We start from the raw sequence: 20,253 nt of genomic DNA on the forward strand, positions 1-20,253 counted from the left end.
ATGAGTAGTTAAGAAATGTCGATGTTCGATTCAAGTAAAGAAAAAAAGTGGTTTGTTTTTAAGGGACATCATCCGCTATAATTGGGGTAAACATTAGGAAGAGCGAAAGGAGTGTGCTACATGCTAACAGGCAACAAAGTCACTTTAACCCCTGCGGAAATCAAAGATAAAGAAGCGGTCTATCAATGGTGTTTTCACTCTGAAACCACAAAGTATCATTCCGGACCACCTTCTTATCCTAATGCACCGATCGCCACTGAAGCAGAGTTTTTTGAGGACTATCAAGAGTATTACTTTACTGGTGCCCAACCGCAAGATGGCAGAGGCTTTTTGATTCTACATGCAGGTGAACCTATTGGCTTTATTAGCTACTCCTCATTTCATCTAAAAGACGGCATAGCAGAACTGGATATCTGGTTGAATCGGGAAATTCATTGCGGCAAAGGATTTGGCACCGATGCGATCGTCACCCTCGGTGATCATTTACATGAAGCATTCGGCATTCAAAAATTGATGATGCGACCATCGAGAAAAAATATTGCTGCAGTCAAATCTTACGAAAAGGCTGGTTTTACGCAATCTTCCCAAGACCTTGCTGACTATTTGTTGGAAGAGTATCTTGATTTATATGCCGAAGGGGATTATGGGGCAGAAGAAACGGTGACATTGATCAAAACGTTTCCGTCAACTGCATTGAGCTGATCTATAACAGTCGGCTTCAAACGGTTAAAGGTTATTTCATGAAAACAGTCCATTTCACTTTGTAAGCAAGGGGAAATAGACTGTTTTTTTACCTTTTAGCAATTTAAGGTCATTCAAAATACTCGTTCTTCGCTCTGTCTTCTAACTTCGTTCGCACGCTAAATTCCTTTCTATGCAACAGTTATCGAAAAATCGCATAAGCCCCCACCATTGCTATTCCAACATTTAAAACAAAACATAAAATAAACATAGTTTTTTTTCAAAATTCCGAGAAACAGCGAGAATGTTTGTGCTATAATGTTCGCTCACTGTAAAAATTCAATAGAATCTGGGAGGTATAGCATGCAGGAATACATTACAATCCACAACGCCAGGCAGAACAATTTGAAGGGCTTTGGCTTGAAGATTCCCAAAAGAAAAATCACGATTTTCACGGGTGTCTCTGGTTCAGGCAAGTCATCGATCGTCTTTGACACGATCGCACAAGAAGCTGGCCGACAGCTGAATGAGAACTTTTCGAAATTTGTCCGCAACTTTTTGCCAAAATACAGCCAGCCCGATGCGGATGCCATCGACAATCTTTCGATGGCGGTAGTGGTCGATCAAAGCCGTTTAGGCGGCAATTCCCGCTCCACATTAGGGACGATCACAGACATCAATCCCTTGATCCGCTTGCTTTTTTCTCGTCTTGGTCAACCGTATTTAGGTCCTGCATGGAATTTCTCCTTCAATGATCCTCATGGGATGTGTCCCACTTGTGAAGGGATTGGGCGCATCGTCGGCTTAGATTTAGAAAAAGCACTGGATCTTGAAAAGTCCTTGAACGAAGGGGCGATCCTGCTTCCTGGCTACAAAGTCGGCTCTTGGTTGCTGAAGTCCTTCACCAATACGGGCTTTTTTGACAATGACAAGCCGTTGAAAGAATATAGCGAAGAGGAAATGAACCGCTTTTTGTATGCCCAAGGAGAAAAAATCGATTCCTTGTATATGGAAGGCATGAGTTCCACGTATGAAGGCTTAGTCGCTCGTTTTAATCGCTCCAATATCAAAGGTGGCAATGAAAGCTCCGCTACTACGCAGAAGAAAATCGCTTCTTTCATGAATGAGCAGAAGTGTCCTGACTGTCAGGGAAAACGATTCAATCCACAAGTACTCGCGTGTAAAATCGCGGGCTATTCGATTGCGGACGTTTTGGCGATGCAAGTGGATGAACTATTGACGGTTCTTCAAGAAATCTCGGAGGAGAGTGTCCAACCGCTGCTTCAAAACATCCAAGCGAGAATCACTGATCTAATCAATATCGGGTTGGATTATGTTTCCTTAGACCGTGAAACAACGACCCTTTCTGGTGGGGAAAGTCAGCGGGTAAAAATGGTCAAACACTTGTCTTCTAGCTTGAACGATGTGATCTACATTTTTGATGAACCGAGTATTGGGCTGCATCCAAGGGATGTCCATCGATTGAATGAATTGTTAGTCAAACTACGGGACAAAGGGAACACTGTCATCGTAGTGGAGCATGATCCAGACGTCATTAAAGCAGCTGACCATATTATCGATGTTGGTCCTAAAGCTGGGAAAAATGGCGGCTATATTACCTACGAAGGAACCTTTGAAGGATTGCTGCGCTCAGATACACTGACTGGCAAAGCATTTGGACAGATGGTGGACTTTAAAGAAGCACCTCGCCAGAGTCAGCAGGTTATCGAAACGAAAAAATCGACGCTGCATAACTTGAAAAATACAGCACTGCGGGTGCCATTAGGAGTATTTACAGTGGTGACCGGTGTCGCTGGTTCTGGAAAGAGCAGTTTAGTGAATGGGGTTTTTGCTAAAGAATACCCCGAAGCCATTACGATCGATCAATCAGCGGTGGCGGGAAATATTCGCTCCAATCCAGCGACCTATTCAGGGATCATGAATGACATTCGGAAGTTATTTTCCCAAGAAAACAAGGTCTCAGCAGGTCTTTTTTCCTACAATTCCGAAGGCGCCTGTGAAACGTGTAAGGGCCACGGGACCATCAAGATGGAGCTGTCCTTTATGGATTCCGTTGAGGTTTTGTGTCAGGCATGCGGCGGCAAACGGTTTAAAGAAGAAGTCTACCAGTATCGCTTGAAAGGCAAGTCGATCGATGAAGTCCTTGCCATGAGCATCACAGAAGCGGTGGAATTCTTTGAGGAAAAAGCGATCCAAAGAAAATTAAAACAGATTTTGGCTGTGGGACTAGGATACATGACCCTCGGACAGCCATTGAATACCTTGTCTGGTGGTGAATGCCAGCGACTGAAGTTAGCAAAAGAATTAAGCAAAAAAGGCAATATCTACATTATGGATGAACCAACAACCGGATTGCACATGGCAGACATCAAGAGCATTTTGGCGATCATCGAACGACTAGTGGAAAAAGGCAACACGGTGATCGTGATCGAACACAACCTTGAGGTCATGAAAGCAGCGGATTGGCTGATCGATGTCGGTGTTGATGGCGGGATTCGCGGTGGCGAAGTGTTGTACGAAGGGATTCCAGAAAAACTGATCGAGTGCCAGTCCTCGATTACAGCCCAGTATTTATTTTAATTTGAAAACCAAAAAAGCCGCAAGCAGCTCTTTCATCGAGCGCTGCTTGCGGCTTTTTTTCTTTTTCCTCCAGCAAAAAAGAATATGATAAGTCTAAAAAGTGAATTTCTCCTCGTTATTTTTTTCATTTTTAGTAGGTTTTTTGATTAAAAATATATAAATTTGAGTATATAATTACCAAATAGTGTGCTATTTATGTAATAGTATAGAAAAGAATTTCTTGAAAAAAGGAGTGGGATGAATGAGAGAGTTGCAATTGGCCTTCATCAGCAACCGTACGACTGCGCGCTTGTTTCGGCTGCTGAGTACGATTGAGCGAGACCGTGTGTTCACGATTGGCGACTTAGCAGAGCGCAATCAGGTGACGCAACGAACGATTGCCAATGATATCAAATACATGAAAGAATATTTTGGGGACAGTATTGCCCTCGTTTCGGGCAATAGCGGGTTTGTTTTCGAAGAGAAAAAGCCAGCAGACTATCAAAAAAGAAAGCAAAGCTTGTTAAAAAATGAATGCTTATTTGAAATTATCGGGAATATTTTCCATGGCAAACTATCTAAGGTGGATGAGCTGGCACATCATTATCATTTTTCAGAGAGTACGTTTCGGCGTCTACTCAATCAGCGAAACCCTATTTTAAAAAGCTATGGCTTGCAGTGGGCATCTAATCCCTTAACGATTGAAGGAAGTGAAGCCAACTTGCGTAAGTTTTTCAAAGATTTTTATTACGAAGGTGTGGAAACGATCTATACGTTGGTTCCAGATCAAGCCTTGCATGACTTGATCTTAGGTCAATTGGAGGACAAGTTCGGCTATTATGAAATCGGATCTGGGGCGACTCCCGCAGCGTTTTACTACACATTTTATATTGCCATCAAGCGTGCGAGCCTCGGCTATCGTATCACTATGCCGAAAGAACTCGTTAGACAGGCGTATAAAGGGAACAGTTTTTCCAAGCTATACGCACTGAAGGAAGGCATTGAAAAAATCTATCAGGTTCAGCTGCCTAAAGAAGAATTCGCTTGGATCTACTTAGTCACCTTGTGCAAGCGAACCTTGGATCAAGAAGAACGAGAGGAAAAGTTTTACCAACAATTTCATCAAGGCGAAGCCATCACAACTGTGACGGACTTGTTTCTTCAAAACCATGAGGTGCCCCAAGCACAAGCCAAAACGGTTGCGACTTTTTTACGTTCTTTCTTTTTATCGAGAAAAATTAACCATGCGATTGCGCCGGTTTTGAACAAGGAAATGGATGATATCAAAGAGGTGATCATGCGTTCCAACAGTGAGAGTTACCAAAAGAACTTACAATTTCTTAAGGAGCAGAGCAAAAAACTCTCTTTGTCTACTGCCTACTTAGAAGACATCTGTGTCAGTTTAACGATTTATAGCGAGCTGATTTTCGATTATTATGCACCAGCAAAAACCATTTATTTCCTCTTAGAAGGGGATCATTTTGTGTGCCAGCATATCCAAACCCGAGCGATCCAGCGATTTGGCAGCAAGCATAAATTGACGTTTGTTCAACTGCAATATTTAACAAAACATACGCTTCATGCTGCCCATATCGATTTGATCGTGACCAATTACAATCGCTACCTCGTTGATTATAAAGTCAAAACAGATTACTTATTGTTGAAATCTCTCCCGGATGATCGCGATTGGGAACACCTCGAAAGGAAAATAAATCCCCATCAAAAACCGCTCTTTTAAACCAATTGCTGTGCTGGTCACGCGTTCAAACAGGTATGTTATTTATTCATCTATTTCAGGTGTTTATGAAAATAATGATTTTCCTTTGAGAAACGACCACGCTATTCTTAGTTTAGTAAGGAACACGCGTGTCATACTTACAAATAATTTGTCCCAATAACCTTCGTTTTTGAGAATCCAGAACTCGTATGTAGTTATTATTTTATGAAAACTTAATCTAACAACTTTCTCCAGACATTTGATTCATCAAAATGTCTTTTTTTGTCGTTCCCTCAAAAACGAAGAATATTGAGACAGCTTTGCGTGAAAAAGCAAGAAGCTATTCCCTAGGTTTCAGCTTTCTTAACGCAACAAAGACTTGAAGAAAGGAGGATATGATGAAATTACTTACATTGTTTTCGGCCGTATTACTACTGAGCAGCACGGGCGTCAACACGACGATGGCGTTCCAGCAAGTTGCTTATGCAGAAACAGAGTCACTTTCTGAAGGGACGCAACAATCTTCTGGGGAGGAAACCAATAATTCTGCTGATCAATCGGAAACGCAAGAGTCAACCGAGCAAAGCAGCGAGGAACAAACAACCTCATCGGAAGCCACCGATGATTCAACGACCGCTAGCCAAGAAGAAGTAGAAGAAACTGAAGCACTGCCCGAAGCAGAAACGCCAGACAGCTCAGAAGATGAAGAGGAGTCTGAATCTGAAAACGAGCAAGTCGAAGGGTTCGATGCAGAAGCTGCAACCATCCAACTGACTGTAGCAAGTGAGGCGCAATTGCGGGCAATTTTACTTGGGGAATCCTTCACCGATGAAGAGGGCACGGAGTATCGTTACGAAGAAATCGCCAATGAGCAATCGCTAGTGCTTACTTTTGCCAGCAACTTGGCATTAACTGAGCCAATCAGTGGGATCCAACGGACGAACGTTACTTTTCGTAGTCAAGAGATGCCTGTGATCGTTTCACAGACGGCAGCCGAGAACCTGATGCAGTTTGCAGCACCTGTTCAACTGACTTGGCAAGGGGTGCAGCAACAAGGCATCCAGTCAGCGCAAGGGCTGGCTCAAACAACTGGGGCATCAACGATTACTTTTGAAGATACCCAACTGGAGCTGACCACTACCGCAGGACGCGTGGTGAATAACAACCAAGCACAACTTCATTTCAAAGGAACCAATGTGGTGACGACAGCGACGTCTTCTATTCCAACCTTGTTCACGGCGGAAAGGCTTTTGGTTGAAGGACAATTGACGATCAATCATCGCTCCTCAAATGCCACACCGATTTTTGAAATGAACCAAGTAGCAGTCGCTAGCCAAGCTGAAATTTCTGTCACTCGCAGTACCAACAGCAATACTGGCACCGTCTTTCACATGACGGGTACCGCAGCAAGCCTTGATTTTGGTCAAGGAAGTGTGACGACGATTCGCCAATCTGGTGCGATGGTCTCCTTGCCAAATGCCAATCAAGATAGCCGATTGACGTTAGCCACAGGGGCAACTCTGGATGTTGGTACAGGACAAGGACTTTCTGGGAACTCCACCAGTACGTTAGGAGAGATACGGTTACAAGCAGGTAGTCAGTTAAAGCTATCTGAATACGGGACGGTCAGCGGAACGCCTGCCATCAATGTCGGACGCCGCTTCATCGTTGAAAATAGTACCGCAGACCAACCTACCATCATCGAGGGAACGCGGACGGGCACAACGACCGGGGCATTTATTCAACTTCGAAGTGCGAATTCTGCCATCGATTTGGGGGAGCACACACAAACCAAGGTCTCGCAGCATGGACCAATGTTTACAGGGGTGGCGAGTTCCACGATCGTGATCCAAGACCATGTGAAAATGAACAATCAGCATAGCAACGGGTTTAATGGCAACATAGCCGTTGACAGTATTTCGATTGGTGATCAGGTGGAAATAGCCATCAGTGAACCTAGTAATGCCACTGTTGGTCAAGCGTATCGCACCTTTTTCGCAACGTCTTCGGTTCAAGTCGGCAGTCATACAACAATTGACGTACCGAGAACGCGAACGACCTCTTCAGCGAGTACATCGAATGTCGTCATCGGTTTAGCCTCGAGCAACGGAAAAATCACCATTGGTGACTATTCAGAAATAGCTGTGAATCAGCGTGGGGCGTTCGTCAATGCAAGCTTGGCTCAGGTAACTTTAGGGAAATATGCGAAACTTACTGGTGTGTTAGGTCATGGCTTCACCGCTGGAACGATGGTCGATCAATTTGAGCTGCTTGAAGGGGCTGAAATCACGATTGCTGAGCATTCAACGAGTGCAGCAGCTAATGCATTTTCCGTGCAACGACGCTTCTTTCTAGGAGAAAAAGCGACGATCAACTATTCTCGCACGTCATCAGCCGCCAATCCTTTCATTGCATTGGGTTCAACGTCGGCGGCATCCCAATTTCTATCAGAAGCAAATGCAACCATCTCCCTCAATCAAGTAGGACCATTGGTTACTGGTCGCAGCACAACAGATATCTATATTGGTGAAGCAAATACGATCAGCCTACAAACCGCACAAGGCTTTACTGGCGGTACCTCATCTGCTGCTTCTTCAACCATTCGCAGGTTGCATGTGGGCGATCACTCTGAGATCACCGTTTCTGGACGAAGCAATGCAAATGTTGATTTTTTCCGCTTTAGAGAAGAAATCAAACTCGGACGTGAAGCGAAAGTAACGGTCAATCATACTACGCGACAAGCAGCACGAGCGGTCTTTCGTTTAACCTTGGCGAACTCGAAATTTACGATGGAAGAAGCAAGTAAAGTCGAAGTTGATACGGGGGGACGATTTTTACAAGGAGTCGGAACGACGGATCTGCTATTTGGCGAAAATTCCTATACGAGAATCAACGCAGCGAGGGGAATGACAGGAAACACCACTGTTCGTTCCGTTACGCTTGGACAACATGCTGAAGTTCATTTGACAGAGCCAACAACGACGGCGATTCAAAATTCAGCAACAAGTCAAAACTACTCCAGAATCCAAGTGTCGCAAAGAGTGGAATTGCAAGACAATGCCACCATGACGTCAAGAAGAGATCGAACGACTTCAGATTCCCGCTTTATATGGTTGACGGCTAGTAATTCATTTGTTCGGATTGGCAAAGGAGCTACCCTTGACGTGGATCAATCTGGAGGAATCTTTAGAGTCACGACTTCCTCTAATTTCATTCTCAATGATGACGCGACCTTTAAAGGGGTTGCGAGAGGGCTAAATACGCAAGGAGGCGGAAACTGGTCATCTAGTCACTCGAATTCGTTCGCAAACATTACCGTTGGTAAACGAGCGGAATTTTCCCTTACTGATAACCGAACAGGGATGGGGACATCAGCAGAATTTATCAATCGACCACTAGTCAATGTGCGTAATTCATTTTCGGCAGAAGAAGACGCTACGGTTGCATTAGAAACCATAAGAAATAAATCTGAAGTTCTTTATTTCAGACTAGCCAATGCACGATTGAATATAAACAATGTGAATTTGTTTGAAATTAGTCACCCTACGACAAGAACTGGTCAAGCCAATGCGCAATTGCAGCGTTTGATCCGCTCCGCACAAAATACGGTTGCGAATGGTTTGCGAATCAATGTGGCAAGTCAAAAACTAGCAGTTTGGGAAAATGCTTCTTTAGAGGCACCAACGGAAGAATTTATCAATATATCAGGAACGATGCGAATCAATCGAAATGGTGGGAATACCTTCCCCTATGGAGGCACAGGAAATGGCGAAGCACGTTCCAGATTGCTGAGTGGCGAACAATTCGATGGTTCCTTAGAAAGTCTTGAAACACAAACAGATATTTATCAAGTGATTGCGAAAAATAATTACAATAAAATTCGTTTTTCAGAACCAGAAGGCCTCGTTGCCCGAATCGATGCATTGAGTGATCAGTCGACTGAAATCACTGGTTCTATGTACGAGGATACCGATATCACAGTGATCTCCTATACCAATACTGACGGAGAACTCGTCGAATTAGACAAAAACTCTGAACGAATCGAATGGGGCGACTATCGTGATGAAAATCAGCTGTATCGCTATTTCCGTATTCCACTAAGAGAAAATGAACGATTGGAAACCGAGACAGAAGTGTCGATTTTCTTATCAAAACCGTCGATTGAGACCTATGTCGATGTGACGGCTCGTCAAACCGTGATTAAAGGTGTGAACTTTGAAGCATACAATATCACCTTAGATCGCTATAAAATTAATGAATTAAGCACGCAAGAAGAATTAGATACCTTGATCCTTCAAGAAAGTCGTGCGCAAGCCGCAAACGTCTTGACGGAAGCGGATATGACGGATGACTTTCGCATCGTAGAAACGGATCTTACACGAGAAGTGGACGAAGACGGCAGCTACTTTGCTGTTCTTGAGGTGGGGAATAAAGCCTACCAGATGGCTATCGGTATCGATGTGACATCGAAACTGGAGCATATGCGAGTGACGATCCCGACCAAAATGGTCTTCGAATCCTTGTACAACACAGCGGAATCGAATCGTAATTTTGAAAGCCAAACGTATGAGATCCGCAATCAATCGCCACTTGCCGTGGATACCTACGTCAATCAACTGGCGATCGATGATAGTGCCAGTATTGTCTTATTAGAAGCGGGAGAAGATCCTCTCGACTATGCCGAAAGTGAAAGTGAAGAAGAAGACCCAACCCTGACCTATGACGACATCTCAACCCCGCTGTTGCGATTGAATCTAAAAACGGAAGAAACACAGATCCAACTCTATGAAGCGATGGAGGAACAACACTTGGTTCGCCTAGAAGAAAGAAGCCGCGTGCCGATTTCCTTAACGGGGGACTTCTATGGAGACTATCCCCAATGGATCGTTGATACAGAAGCCGACCAAGGTGGGTACTATGAAGACTTGCTCGTACCGAAGTATCGCATCGTCTTACGCTTTGTCCCACGAGATTAAAGAAAAAAGATCGTACCAAACGTGAAGGAGGTGAATCCATTGGAGCGAACGAATCAAACCGAAACGAAGGATCGACGGAAATGGATCTTGTGGTTGTTGCTGTTGCTAGTACTTATCGGTGGGATCGGGTACTACTTTTACCAATCAAAAACAGCAGTCCCTTTGATCAGTGCCGACCTGTTGCCAGAATCTGGCGATGCCACCGATCAGCGGGTTTCTGAACGAGCGCAGGAGATTGCGGATGCGAATTATTTCACGCTGCAAATCAATCCAGAAGCCATTTTTGAAGATGGTCAAAGCACAGGATCCATCGAGATCGTCAATCCGGGCACCAATGTGTACCCAATCGCCGTGGATATCTCTTTACTGTCGAGCGGGGAAGTCATCTACTCTTCCGGTGCGATCTATCCAAACCAATTTGTTGAAAATGTCGCCTTGGCGACACCGTTGGCAAAAGGGGAATATCCCGCGAAAGCCACGATCAATATTTACGACCCTGAAAGCAAAGAAAAACAAGGGGTCACTGAAGCTGAATTAACGATTATCGTTAAGAATTAAAAAAAAAGGAAAAGTGAGGAAATAAAAATGAAAAAATTTGTAGCAGCCATTCTAAGTACAGCAACAATCGCAGGAGTAATCACCAGCGGCACCACCGCTTTTGCGACACAAACCATTGACGGACGTGAAGGCGATACGTCAGGAGATGTCCAAGTAAACGGGATCATCGGATCATTCGATAACACAACCCCTGGACCAAATCCCGACGATTTGAACCAATGGATCAATGTGACGATTCCAACGACTGCTTTGTTCTATACAACAGAAGAGTCAAGCCACAAAGAGATCGTTTCACCTAGCTACACTGTGACAAATAACTCAGCAGTTGGTGTGATCGCTTCTGTTGCGGGTGTCGATACACCATTGAATATGGATGAAGTAGACTTGTTAAACGTAAATGGTATCGAGTTGTTTGAAAACGGCACACCAACCGTAGCAGAAATAGAATTATTTACCCTTGAAGGCAACCAAGGTACGAATGAAGGCACGTTTGCGTTCACTGGTGAAGCAACACCGACCGATGCATCAGAAGAATCAAATCCAAGTTTCAAATTGGTCTTGAGCTTTGCGCCGAATGTAGAGGAAGACTAAGAATTGAAATCCCAGTAAAGAAGGGATCTATCGTATGAAAAAACGAAAACGAATCGTTCTTTTCGTCGCTGTGTTACTGACTCTGACTGTCTGGGATCTATCGGAAACCAGCGTCGCAGAGGCGACGACAGGGCAAGTCTCTGTGACCGGTCGAATCGGTGAAACGGTGACGCAAGAGGAAGAAGCAGACGATGACAATAAGAAAACGATCGTAGCAGATGGTTCTCAAATCGGACAAGGAAAATTACCACAAACAGGTTCATCAAACACAAGCAGTTTGATCATTCTTGGGTATACACTCCTAGTACTGTTTGTCGTCGCAGTAACAAGAAAAAAGAAACACGGTGAAAGCGTCGCTCCTTAACTATAGGCATCGCTAGAAGCGTATAGGAGAAACTGTGGGGAAAACTTGCAGTTTCTCTTTTTTTGATGAAAGATTTAACAAAAAATGGACCAAAAGAAGAAACAGTACTTAGTGATACCACAAACGCTGCATAAGTGAGATCAGTGATAGTTTTGAAAGAAGGATACAGAAGATGAAAATCAAGAAAGAAGCGTTTGAAAGAACCATCATAAATAGTGAATACATCGGGTACTATACCCATCTGCTGAGTGCAGATACTTGCCCGTATCACCAAGGAAAGCAACTCGATACCATGCGTTACTTACTAGAAAACGATCGTATAGAAGAAATAAAAGCCAGTGCTCGCTATTTATTTCCTTTACGTAAATATAAATTACCCAGCAACCTGCAAAAAGAGTATCAATTATTGGAAGAAAGTGTTTCCTTTATCTCAAGCTTAAACACCCATCTGCTGATTCCTCAAGCAGCCATTGAGCAAAGTCTTTCAATCAAGGCAGAAAATGGAGCAAAAGATCAAAAAGAGCATTACAAGCAGCTGGTTAGAGGATTGCTGGATATTCTGCATTGACGCCTGTGCCTGGGGGCTTTTTCAGCAACTAGAAAAAATAGTGAATGAATAACTAGAAGAACAAGCTGAGCTTAGGAAGAAAATAACGGGGCTTGTTCCCCTAAAAGAAAGGAGTAAAAAAGCATGACGGTATTTACTTCAAAAACAGAATACCTTGATGGATTTCAAAAGAAATTTGCGGAGTCACGCCGCGCCAATGGCGCTTTAGCGGCGTATGTTGAAAAGCAATTGGCCCTCCTTGATGAATTGGTAGCAGCCATTTCACCAGAAACATTTTGGGCGATCACCCCAGATATTTTGGGCATCGACGCCAAACTGGTCTTAGTCACAGAAATGATGCGATTCGACGATTTTTCCGACAATGAGATCATTCGAATCGTTGAAAATGATTACCGCTTTTATCTAAAAGAACTGTGTGGTTACAATCTAGGAACAAAAGCGAAACATTCTCTGGTTTTCAATGTGAGATGAATCAAAGAGGGAATGGTAGGCATCACTTCTAGCAAGACGAGTAGGTAAGAAGTGATGACTATTTTTAATACTTTTGCAATTAGGGAAGGTGAGCGATTGAAATAGAAGGGGTGTATCGAAAAAAGAGTGAATAGACAAAAAGCATTCAGGAATTGACTTCTTGAATGCTTTTTGTCTATTCACCTATCAAAAAAAGGTCTTTTCTTTGATTTCTACTTTCTCTCATGTGAAATTACCGTTAAAACGATGCCGAATCAGCAAAAATTCTGCAAATAAAATTATTTGTGTTATATTTGAAGGGCATCTGTTCATTTTTTTAATAATCGTTTATTTTTGATCGCGTATAGTGAGAAAAATAAACGATGCGAGGGCTATTTTTTTCGCTTTAATTGATCAGCTGGGGCAGGTTTGTCCAAATAAAACCCTTGTTGAAGAAAAATCTCTTCTTCAAGCAGGTACTCATGGATATCCGAGGTTTCGACCCCTTCGACAATAAATTGGATTTTACGATTGCTGGCGATATTTCGCCAGAAGTCGATCAAAAAGAAAATTTCCTTTTGGGAAAGCACTCGCAACGAGATAGGCGAAAATTTGATCACATCGATTTTATCCAGCATCGGTGCAATATTTGTCAGTGAATGAATGCCTGTCCCTACATCATCCAATGCGACAGAAAAGCGCATCTTTTTTATTTGGTTGATTTTGTTCATAAGAAAGGACTTGGGATCACAGGCGATAGAAGGTTCTGTATCGTCTTCGGTGATCTCGATCAAAATACGATCATGGTAGGGAGCTAAATCAGCTAACATCAAAAAGGTTTCTGGGTAGCTGAGTTGTTGCGGGTGGATATTGAGACTGATTTTTGTTTCTTCGTTCGGATGAAGCAAGCTGAAAATTTCATTTCGATACCACTGCAGTAATCGAGTATGTAATTTTTTGTATTTGATCACTTGCTGGAAGAAGGAAAGGGGAAACCTATTTCTTTCGGTACTTCTCAATAATAATTCGTAGCCAATCACTTTCTGACTATCTGCTTTCATTTGAAAGATAGGCTGGGCATCAAAATATAATTGGGGAAATATCGATAAGAGTTCTTGTTCTATTTTCTCAGACATTGGTTTCTGCTCCTTTCTGGGGTCGCTTTATTTTTGGTTTCATGAAGTGCAGGAAAAAAAGCTTATTTCGTGCACTTCATCGTTAAAGAATCGAGCCTTTCAAAATCATGGGCGAACGATTTTAAAGAAAAATCTATGAAAGAAAGAAGGAGTAGTGTGTTTGTCCATCTGATTTATGCTGCGATCTATTCTGTTTTAGTCGTGAGCTTGCTCATTTCGTATGATTTGTTTATCAAGAACTTCAAAGAATTGAATTTACGCCTGTCGTTTAAAATTCTTATTGGTATTGTTTTGTTTATTTCGCAAGTCTACTTTATTATATCATTTTCTTTGAACAGTATCGGTTATGTTGCGTATGAATATACGATTCCAATCTTTATTTATTATTTTGGCATTCTCAAAGAAAAAATCTATCTGGTTGGGTTAGTACCCGTCATTTTGCTGACCTTTTTTGCATTGATCAATAAATTTGAATGGGAAGCCATGCTCTTTATTATCGGATTAAATTACATCATTTTAATCGTTACGGGCTTATTAAAGAAAAGATTTTATGGACAACCAAATCACACGGCATTTTACCTATTTTCGATTTTCGTTACGGTTGTCTCGCCGATGCTCAACGCCTTGCTTTTTTATCGCCGCGAAATTAACGTTTGGGATGTAGTGTCTTTAGGCATTGGATCTGTGGGGATCGTTTCTTTATGGAAGTATTATTTGCAGAATCAAAAAAATTTCCTGGAAAAAATTAACACAAAAATCATTGAACGCAATTATGATGAGTTGACCAAGGTGAAAAATTTCCGCAGTCTGAACGAGGATATTTCAAAGCTGGCGCTACTTGAGAAGGACCAGCTCGTCGTGGTGATGATGGATTTAGATCATTTTAAGCGCATCAATGATCACCATGGACATCAAATCGGCAATCAAGCCCTATCCTTCTTTTCGGAAAAACTGATGACGTTTCTCTACCAGAAAAGTCCTTCCCATTTAGTCGAAGTCTATCGATATGGCGGCGAAGAATTTTTAGTCCTATTTAAAGAGAATACTTCTGATGCTGTGAAAAAAATTATTGAAGAATTCCATTTGTTTTTAAGCAATGAACAGTTGAAATTAGAAACCGCCCAACTGACCCTTTACTTTTCGGCAGGGATTTCAGAAGCAGCCTCTGCGTTAGACATTTCAGAAACCTTTTACCAAGCAGATCAAGCATTGTACGAAGCCAAAAGGAAGGGCAGAAACCGCACGATTATTTTTTCTTGAGACGTTTGCTTTTCTAAAGAAGGTTTCGCAGTCTTTTCTCAAGTAGATCGGGTGTTGTAGGAAACCAAAAGGAAAGACAAGGTCGTATGATTTTTTTAGACGAATATTTTTCAGAAGAAGTTTTAATAAAGAGACAAGGTTCGCAGGCTTCTTTTTCCAGCGTCGTGTCTTTTTCAAAGGGAAGAGAGGAAGCAATCTGGTAAGTATAACGGTTTACTAAACGGTTTGCCGATTATCTTGAGAGGTTAAGCGAGTATAGAAAGGCAAGTAGAGTGCTTTTTAAGAAGTGGGAAGAAACCACTTCTTTTTTTGCACCAAGCATTGGGCAGTCGCGCTTGGCAGCATCGACTTGGTTTTCTGGCGTGTTTACAGTCTTTAAAAGCAATGGTATATTTATTTGATAAGTAAATAAAATTATTTTGTACCTGTGCGTAACGATTACTGACTAAGGAGACTTCCCTATGAAACCAATTCGACGAATACTGTACCAAAGTGTTTTGTACGTAGCTATTCCTTTGATCGTGAGTCTACTGATTGGCTACCTAGCCAAATGCTCACTCCTGATTCCTGCATCCATTATTTATGGCGTTCTGTTGGTGTTTATGATCCCTTCCGACAGCTTTTTATCAAGCAGCGTGGACTACCAAACGAAACGTATGAATCCAAGTTTTCGTCCTCCGCCATTACAGAGAAGGATTGAAGGTGCGCCAGAGATGATCAATTTCCTCTTCGTTTTAACGGCACTGGTTTTGTGTTTGCTGCTCTTGTTGGTTGGGTAAAGGGAATTCATAGAAATCATGTACTAAGAAGAATGACAAAAAGAAGAGGAGAACAGCGATGAAATTACTCAAACAAATTAATTTAATGGATGATAAAAAAACAATAAAGAGATTGAATCTCGCGGCGATCCCTAGTTTTATTTTTTTCTATGTGTTCTTTACACTCTTTGTCTTAGGTGGTCATGGGTCAAATGCTGAAACTTCGTTTATTTTCGATCTTTTGATCTTAATGGTTGCGTATTTTATTCTCATCATTATTCATGAATTGATCCATGGTGCCTTCTTCAAGCTTTTTGACCCTAAAGGGAAGGTAATGTTTGGGTTCAAAAATGGCGTAGCATATGCCACGAGTCCCCATTCCTTTTATTCAAAAGAGAAATTTGCCATCATTTTATTGGCGCCATTCCTTGGCATTTCTGTGGGTCTCTTTCTATTTTATTTATTTGGCTGGTTGACGGCATCTCTTTTTATCTTGATTGCTGCCGCACATGCCGCTTCTTGTGTGGGAGACTTTTACTTTCTTTTTCTCATTGTAAAAGCACCAGTGAACAGTTGTGTGGAAGATACTGAAGTGGGGTTGAATATTTATCAAGGAGAGTAGTTTATTTTTCAATTGATCTTGGCAAAATCAAAGAGCAAGAAAATGTATGCTAGAAAATCTCTTACAAAAAAACAAACACCTTAAAAGTGTTTGTTTTTTTGTAGGACTTTTTATAAAAAACGTATATAGCAAGAAGACTGTTCGGTCGACAAAAAGAAAACTTATTTTAAACGATCGTTTTCTTACTAGCGCTTTACCGATACAACGGCAAGCTGCCAGCGACTTTATTGATACTCTTTTTCTTGCCTTTTAAACAAAGACCAAAATAAGCCAGTGTTTCTGTGGGAATTGTCTCAAGCGTCTGACGGTATTGCTCGTAAGAATTGGTGGTCTGAGCAACGTCGGAAAAATCAATGATGGTTACTTCTGGATCCGCTTGTTGACTGATTGATTCACGTATGGTCTGCAACTGCTCCTTGTTCGTTTTTAAGATAGGAATGGGAAAGTTGACAATGCCAAGGTGTTTTCTGCCTGTCGAATCGTAAATATCTTCTCCGATTCCTTCGGGAAACAATTTGCCCAAGGTTGCGCCTAAAATTGCAGCAGTATTTGCAACTAAGCCAATCGGTAATTGTTCATCGATAATCATGACACATTTTTCTTGGTTATTCATACGTTCTCACTCCATCTTCTTGGTAAATTGTTTGGTAAGCTTTCGGGGTGACCCCAATCAAGCTTTTAAAGATACGGGTAAAATGACTTTGGTCACTAAAACCTGTCAGAAAAGCGACTTCTGCAATTGCTTCTTGTGCTTCCAGTCTTTTCTTGGCAGCACTGATGCGCACCGTACTTAAATATTGAAACGGCGACAGCCCATACGCTTTGGTAAATTGCCGAATCAAGACGTACTGATTCATTCCAAGAACGTCACTTAATTCACTCAAGGACAATTTTTCGGCATAATGTTGATCGATATAGGCTTTTGCCGCTGCGGCTTTATTTGAAACCGGATCTGTTTGTTCGTGGGTGAAATCCGCATACTGAACAAGCAGGTCGTGAAGGAGACAAGTAAAGCGTTCTTGCTTTTCAAACTCATCGCCGCGATCCGACAGCAACAGCTGGTGCACTGCATGAAATTCCTCTTTTTCTTTCACTTGGCGAATGACCGGTTCAGGAAAGTGCGGCGTCAATTGAGTGTTAAAAATTTTTTGTACTTGTACCGCCATGTTCTCCGGGGTTAAGTGGATATTGCGGTAAACCAGCTTTTCCTCCGTGAGTTGCTGGCAGCGGTGGGCAGCCTTTGGCGGAATCAAAATCAAGTCGCCTGCTTCAACGATATAGCAGGTATTTTGACAGGTGAATTGACGCGTCCCAGCTTCCATCAAGCCAATCACATAATATTCGTGCCAATGGTTAGGAAACTCCTGCTGGATGCCGTTAAATAATAAAGCCTCTACACCAAGGGTGCTATCTTGAATGATTTTTCGTTCATTTCTCATCTGCATTCTCCTTTTTGTTACTATAACAAAAGTGGTTTTTGGTGAATAGAATGATATTGACTTTTGACTATTTTTCTTGATGGAGGCCCTTGATTGGGACTGAGAAAAGGGACTGGAGAATGTCGGGAAAGAGCGGATCAGCCTTGAAGAAAGAACAGCAGGTTATTTTGACGATTCTATGGAATGAATCAAAGCAAATAGACCATGCACCGTGAAAAAAATAACGATAAATCCTTGGCATTTGAAAGTTTTATTGATGGAAGTATGGTACCATTTGACTGCAGTAAAGTTTGTGACGGTGGCTATCTTTGAAAGGTGGTGGTGCTTATGAATGTAAGTACTAACTCTTCAGAAAGGAGAAGCCTTTTTGTCCACAGCGGAAGCAATCGGGCTAATGATCAGTTTTGGTACATTTACCGCCATGCTGATCTTTGGTATCCTAGCCGCAGTGAAAAATGACAAAAAAAAATAACCGTCAACTTTAGCAGGAAAACGGTTATTTTTTAAGTTAATAAACCTGTCGCCGTCTTAAATGGCGCTGCAGAGGGGTTGTGGCCACAACTCCTCTTTACATAGTTAGTATAGCAAGAAGAGAGTGATTTTTCAACTTTAACAAGGATATTTTCAAACAAAATCGATAAGCGACATAGGCAAAACCTTATTCTCAATTGGAATAAGGTGTTCGATGTAGTCATTTTGGAAAAGTGTTCGAACATTTAAAAACGAATGCAATGTTTAAAGAAAAGGGAAGCATGATTATCGAAACTAGCGGCTAATAAGTTCCAGATAAATTCTGGTACATTTATTGCCATGCTGCTCTTTCGTATCCTAGCCACAGTGAAAAATGACAAAAAAATAACCGTCGACTTTAGCAAGGAAACGGTTATTTTTTTACTAATAAAACCCTGTCGCCTTCTTAAAAGGTGCGAAAGAGGAGTTGTGGCAACAGGTTTCTTCTATACAGATCACTATCGATCATATTCGTGAATGCTAATCTACCAGTCGCTCGAGATCGTAGGAAAAACCGTTTTGCTTACTTAGTTCCTTGTAAAACAAGCCGCTTTTCTTTATTGTACGTTTCTGTGTGGCTAAATCTAAAGAAACTAAGCCGTAGCGGTTTTTATATGCATTGATCCATGACCAACAATCAATGAATGTCCATAGATAGTATCCTTTTATATTACAGCCATCTTGAATTGCTTTCCATAAATAGGCGAGATGGTCTTGGATAAATTCAATGCGATAGTCATCAATCACCTGTCCATTTTCATCCATGAACCGTTCTTCATTAGCAACACCCATACCGTTTTCTGAGATAAAGGATTCAATATTTCCGTAGTTATTTTTGATGTCCATACATAAATCATAAATTCCTTTTTCATAGATTTCCCATCCACGATATTCATTCATTCGACGGCCAGGCATAATATGCGGTTCAAAGAACCATTCTGGTAAGAATGGACTTTCTAGATTAACGGCAGAAGTTCTTGCTTTGACACGGCGTGGTTCATAGTAGTTTAGACCAAGTATCTGTGCGGTATTCTCTTCAATAATTTTTAGGTCTGTGTCATTGAAATCAACGGGTAATTGGTCATATTCCTCCAGCAACGAGACTAGTTTTTCTGGAAATACTCCTTTGACCATGGGATCTAAGAAACTACGAGTATAAAAAAGATCCGCAATTTCTGCTGCTTTTTTATCTGCTGAATTTTGGCTTCTTGGGAAAGTCGGACTCAAATTGAGAATTACTCCGATTTTGCTAGATAGCTGGTATTTTTTAAAAGTTTGAATGGCTTTTGCATGGGCTAATATGGTAAAGAACGCTGCTTGAGCACCACGCTTAAAATCAATGAGATTTGGATAGTGAAAATCTTCTAAATAAGAGCCCAAGATTGGCCCCAAAGGTTCGTTAAAGGTGAACCAATGATAAACTAAGTCGCCAAACGCTAGAAAACAGGTATCAGCAAAATTTACATAAGCATCAACAACTTCACGTGATTCCCATCCCCCTTTATCTTGTAATTTTGCGGGCATATCAAAATGATAGAGATTCGCAAAAACTTTGATATTATTATTTTTCATTTCGGTAAAAAGATCTCGATAATAGGCTATCGCTTTCTCGTTTGGTTTACCAACCCCATCATTTGGAAACATTCGTGCCCATGAGATAGACACACGAAATGAATTGTGCCCCGTTTGTTTCATCAATTGAATATCTTCGTGGTAACGATGGATATGGTCTGTCGTAATACTAGGTCCAATTCGTTTATAAAAACGATGAGGTTCTTCGTGAAACCACCGATCCCATACGGTCTCTGCTTTTCCTGTTTCTCCACGCCCTTCAGATTGTTCTGCTGACCAAGCGGAGCCCCACCAAAAGTCATCTGGAAATGTTAACTGAGTTTGTCTTGACATTATCGTTTCCTCCTGTTCGTTTTTAATAGTGTAACATTGCTTTTAGTATAAATAAATACTTTTTATTAAAAATATATATCTTTTCGTGATGGGTATGTTTTTAGCTGTAAAAAGACAATTTTTTATGTTAAAGTATAA

17 protein-coding genes are annotated in these 20,253 nt (G+C 41.7%); 13 read left to right on the plus strand and 4 right to left on the minus strand.

The annotated features are described in order from the left end of the window. Positions 1-120: 120 nt before the first annotated feature. The 9 genes from IGI69_RS02595 (at position 121) to IGI69_RS02635 (ending at position 12,506) form a co-directional block, all read left to right on the plus strand. A complete protein-coding gene (locus IGI69_RS02595; protein ID WP_438739621.1) occupies positions 121-702 on the plus strand; it encodes a GNAT family N-acetyltransferase in 582 nt (193 codons plus the stop codon). 342 nt (positions 703-1,044) lie between these two features. After that, positions 1,045-3,282 carry an ATP-binding cassette domain-containing protein gene (locus IGI69_RS02600; RefSeq protein WP_438739623.1) on the plus strand — a complete coding sequence of 746 codons (2,238 nt, stop codon included), beginning with the start codon at positions 1,045-1,047 and terminating at the stop codon, positions 3,280-3,282. Positions 3,283-3,523: 241 nt separating this feature from the next. Then, the gene (locus tag IGI69_RS02605; protein ID WP_015508951.1) at positions 3,524-4,999 is read left to right on the plus strand and encodes a helix-turn-helix domain-containing protein; all 1,476 of its coding nucleotides are present in this window, start codon (positions 3,524-3,526) and stop codon (positions 4,997-4,999) included. 374 nt (positions 5,000-5,373) lie between these two features. Continuing rightward, entirely contained in the window at positions 5,374-9,954 is a 4,581-nt protein-coding gene (locus IGI69_RS02610; RefSeq protein WP_438739626.1) for a hypothetical protein, read from the plus strand. A 39-nt stretch (positions 9,955-9,993) separates the two neighbouring features. Further along, entirely contained in the window at positions 9,994-10,512 is a 519-nt protein-coding gene (locus tag IGI69_RS02615; protein ID WP_438739628.1) for a hypothetical protein, read from the plus strand. A gap of 27 nt (positions 10,513-10,539) precedes the next feature. Next, entirely contained in the window at positions 10,540-11,103 is a 564-nt protein-coding gene (locus tag IGI69_RS02620) for a hypothetical protein (RefSeq protein ID WP_271771167.1), read from the plus strand. A 34-nt stretch (positions 11,104-11,137) separates the two neighbouring features. Next, the gene (locus IGI69_RS02625; protein ID WP_016609681.1) at positions 11,138-11,467 is read left to right on the plus strand and encodes an LPXTG cell wall anchor domain-containing protein; all 330 of its coding nucleotides are present in this window, start codon (positions 11,138-11,140) and stop codon (positions 11,465-11,467) included. Between the two features lie 172 nt (positions 11,468-11,639). Beyond that, positions 11,640-12,035, plus strand: coding sequence for a hypothetical protein (locus IGI69_RS02630; RefSeq protein ID WP_115231767.1), 396 nt, complete (start codon positions 11,640-11,642; stop codon positions 12,033-12,035). Positions 12,036-12,158: 123 nt separating this feature from the next. Beyond that, positions 12,159-12,506 carry a DUF7006 family protein gene (locus tag IGI69_RS02635; RefSeq protein WP_086294543.1) on the plus strand — a complete coding sequence of 116 codons (348 nt, stop codon included), beginning with the start codon at positions 12,159-12,161 and terminating at the stop codon, positions 12,504-12,506. Positions 12,507-12,877: 371 nt separating this feature from the next. On the opposite strand, the gene IGI69_RS02640 is transcribed toward IGI69_RS02635, so the two are convergent. After that, positions 12,878-13,621, minus strand: coding sequence for an EAL domain-containing protein (locus IGI69_RS02640; RefSeq protein WP_010748787.1), 744 nt, complete (start codon positions 13,619-13,621; stop codon positions 12,878-12,880). A gap of 135 nt (positions 13,622-13,756) precedes the next feature. Between IGI69_RS02640 and IGI69_RS02645 the strand changes: the two genes are divergently transcribed. The 3 genes from IGI69_RS02645 to IGI69_RS02655 all read left to right on the plus strand — a co-directional run bounded on the left by IGI69_RS02645 (position 13,757) and on the right by IGI69_RS02655 (position 16,261). After that, positions 13,757-14,881, plus strand: a complete 1,125-nt coding sequence (locus IGI69_RS02645; RefSeq protein WP_438739631.1) for a GGDEF domain-containing protein — start codon at positions 13,757-13,759, stop codon at positions 14,879-14,881. A gap of 461 nt (positions 14,882-15,342) precedes the next feature. Further along, positions 15,343-15,660 (plus strand): hypothetical protein, encoded by a 318-nt coding sequence (locus tag IGI69_RS02650; protein WP_034868787.1) that lies wholly within the window; start codon positions 15,343-15,345, stop codon positions 15,658-15,660. A 58-nt stretch (positions 15,661-15,718) separates the two neighbouring features. Next, positions 15,719-16,261, plus strand: a complete 543-nt coding sequence (locus IGI69_RS02655) for a DUF3267 domain-containing protein (RefSeq protein ID WP_438739634.1) — start codon at positions 15,719-15,721, stop codon at positions 16,259-16,261. Between the two features lie 193 nt (positions 16,262-16,454). Here IGI69_RS02655 and IGI69_RS02660 read toward each other — a convergent pair whose 3' ends face one another. Further along, entirely contained in the window at positions 16,455-16,874 is a 420-nt protein-coding gene (locus IGI69_RS02660) for a DUF2000 domain-containing protein (RefSeq protein ID WP_005232083.1), read from the minus strand. Continuing rightward, positions 16,867-17,700 (minus strand): AraC family transcriptional regulator, encoded by an 834-nt coding sequence (locus tag IGI69_RS02665; RefSeq protein WP_008377906.1) that lies wholly within the window; start codon positions 17,698-17,700, stop codon positions 16,867-16,869. The genes IGI69_RS02660 and IGI69_RS02665 overlap by 8 nt, the downstream gene beginning before the upstream one ends. A gap of 367 nt (positions 17,701-18,067) precedes the next feature. Here IGI69_RS02665 and IGI69_RS02670 point away from each other — a divergent pair, with 367 nt between their 5' ends. Then, positions 18,068-18,172, plus strand: coding sequence for a putative holin-like toxin (locus IGI69_RS02670; protein WP_017144486.1), 105 nt, complete (start codon positions 18,068-18,070; stop codon positions 18,170-18,172). A 518-nt stretch (positions 18,173-18,690) separates the two neighbouring features. Here the strand turns inward: IGI69_RS02670 and IGI69_RS02675 are convergent. Beyond that, positions 18,691-20,115 (minus strand): glycoside hydrolase family 1 protein, encoded by a 1,425-nt coding sequence (locus IGI69_RS02675; RefSeq protein WP_438739637.1) that lies wholly within the window; start codon positions 20,113-20,115, stop codon positions 18,691-18,693. Positions 20,116-20,253 lie beyond the last annotated feature (138 nt).

This window comes from Enterococcus sp. DIV1083b (assembly GCF_051713705.1).
Lineage (GTDB): Bacteria > Bacillota > Bacilli > Lactobacillales > Enterococcaceae > Enterococcus_D > Enterococcus_D casseliflavus.

Coding starts and splice junctions, on each gene's coding strand:
- IGI69_RS02595 (WP_438739621.1), top strand. CDS start 121: ATGCTAACAGGCAACAAAGTCACTTTAACCCCTGCGGAAATCAAAGAT.
- IGI69_RS02600 (WP_438739623.1), top strand. CDS start 1,045: ATGCAGGAATACATTACAATCCACAACGCCAGGCAGAACAATTTGAAG.
- IGI69_RS02605 (WP_015508951.1), top strand. CDS start 3,524: ATGAGAGAGTTGCAATTGGCCTTCATCAGCAACCGTACGACTGCGCGC.
- IGI69_RS02610 (WP_438739626.1), top strand. CDS start 5,374: ATGATGAAATTACTTACATTGTTTTCGGCCGTATTACTACTGAGCAGC.
- IGI69_RS02620 (WP_271771167.1), top strand. CDS start 10,540: ATGAAAAAATTTGTAGCAGCCATTCTAAGTACAGCAACAATCGCAGGA.
- IGI69_RS02625 (WP_016609681.1), top strand. CDS start 11,138: ATGAAAAAACGAAAACGAATCGTTCTTTTCGTCGCTGTGTTACTGACT.
- IGI69_RS02630 (WP_115231767.1), top strand. CDS start 11,640: ATGAAAATCAAGAAAGAAGCGTTTGAAAGAACCATCATAAATAGTGAA.
- IGI69_RS02635 (WP_086294543.1), top strand. CDS start 12,159: ATGACGGTATTTACTTCAAAAACAGAATACCTTGATGGATTTCAAAAG.
- IGI69_RS02640 (WP_010748787.1), bottom strand. CDS start 13,621: ATGTCTGAGAAAATAGAACAAGAACTCTTATCGATATTTCCCCAATTA.
- IGI69_RS02645 (WP_438739631.1), top strand. CDS start 13,757: ATGAAAGAAAGAAGGAGTAGTGTGTTTGTCCATCTGATTTATGCTGCG.
- IGI69_RS02650 (WP_034868787.1), top strand. CDS start 15,343: ATGAAACCAATTCGACGAATACTGTACCAAAGTGTTTTGTACGTAGCT.
- IGI69_RS02655 (WP_438739634.1), top strand. CDS start 15,719: ATGAAATTACTCAAACAAATTAATTTAATGGATGATAAAAAAACAATA.
- IGI69_RS02660 (WP_005232083.1), bottom strand. CDS start 16,874: ATGAATAACCAAGAAAAATGTGTCATGATTATCGATGAACAATTACCG.
- IGI69_RS02665 (WP_008377906.1), bottom strand. CDS start 17,700: ATGAGAAATGAACGAAAAATCATTCAAGATAGCACCCTTGGTGTAGAG.
- IGI69_RS02675 (WP_438739637.1), bottom strand. CDS start 20,115: ATGTCAAGACAAACTCAGTTAACATTTCCAGATGACTTTTGGTGGGGC.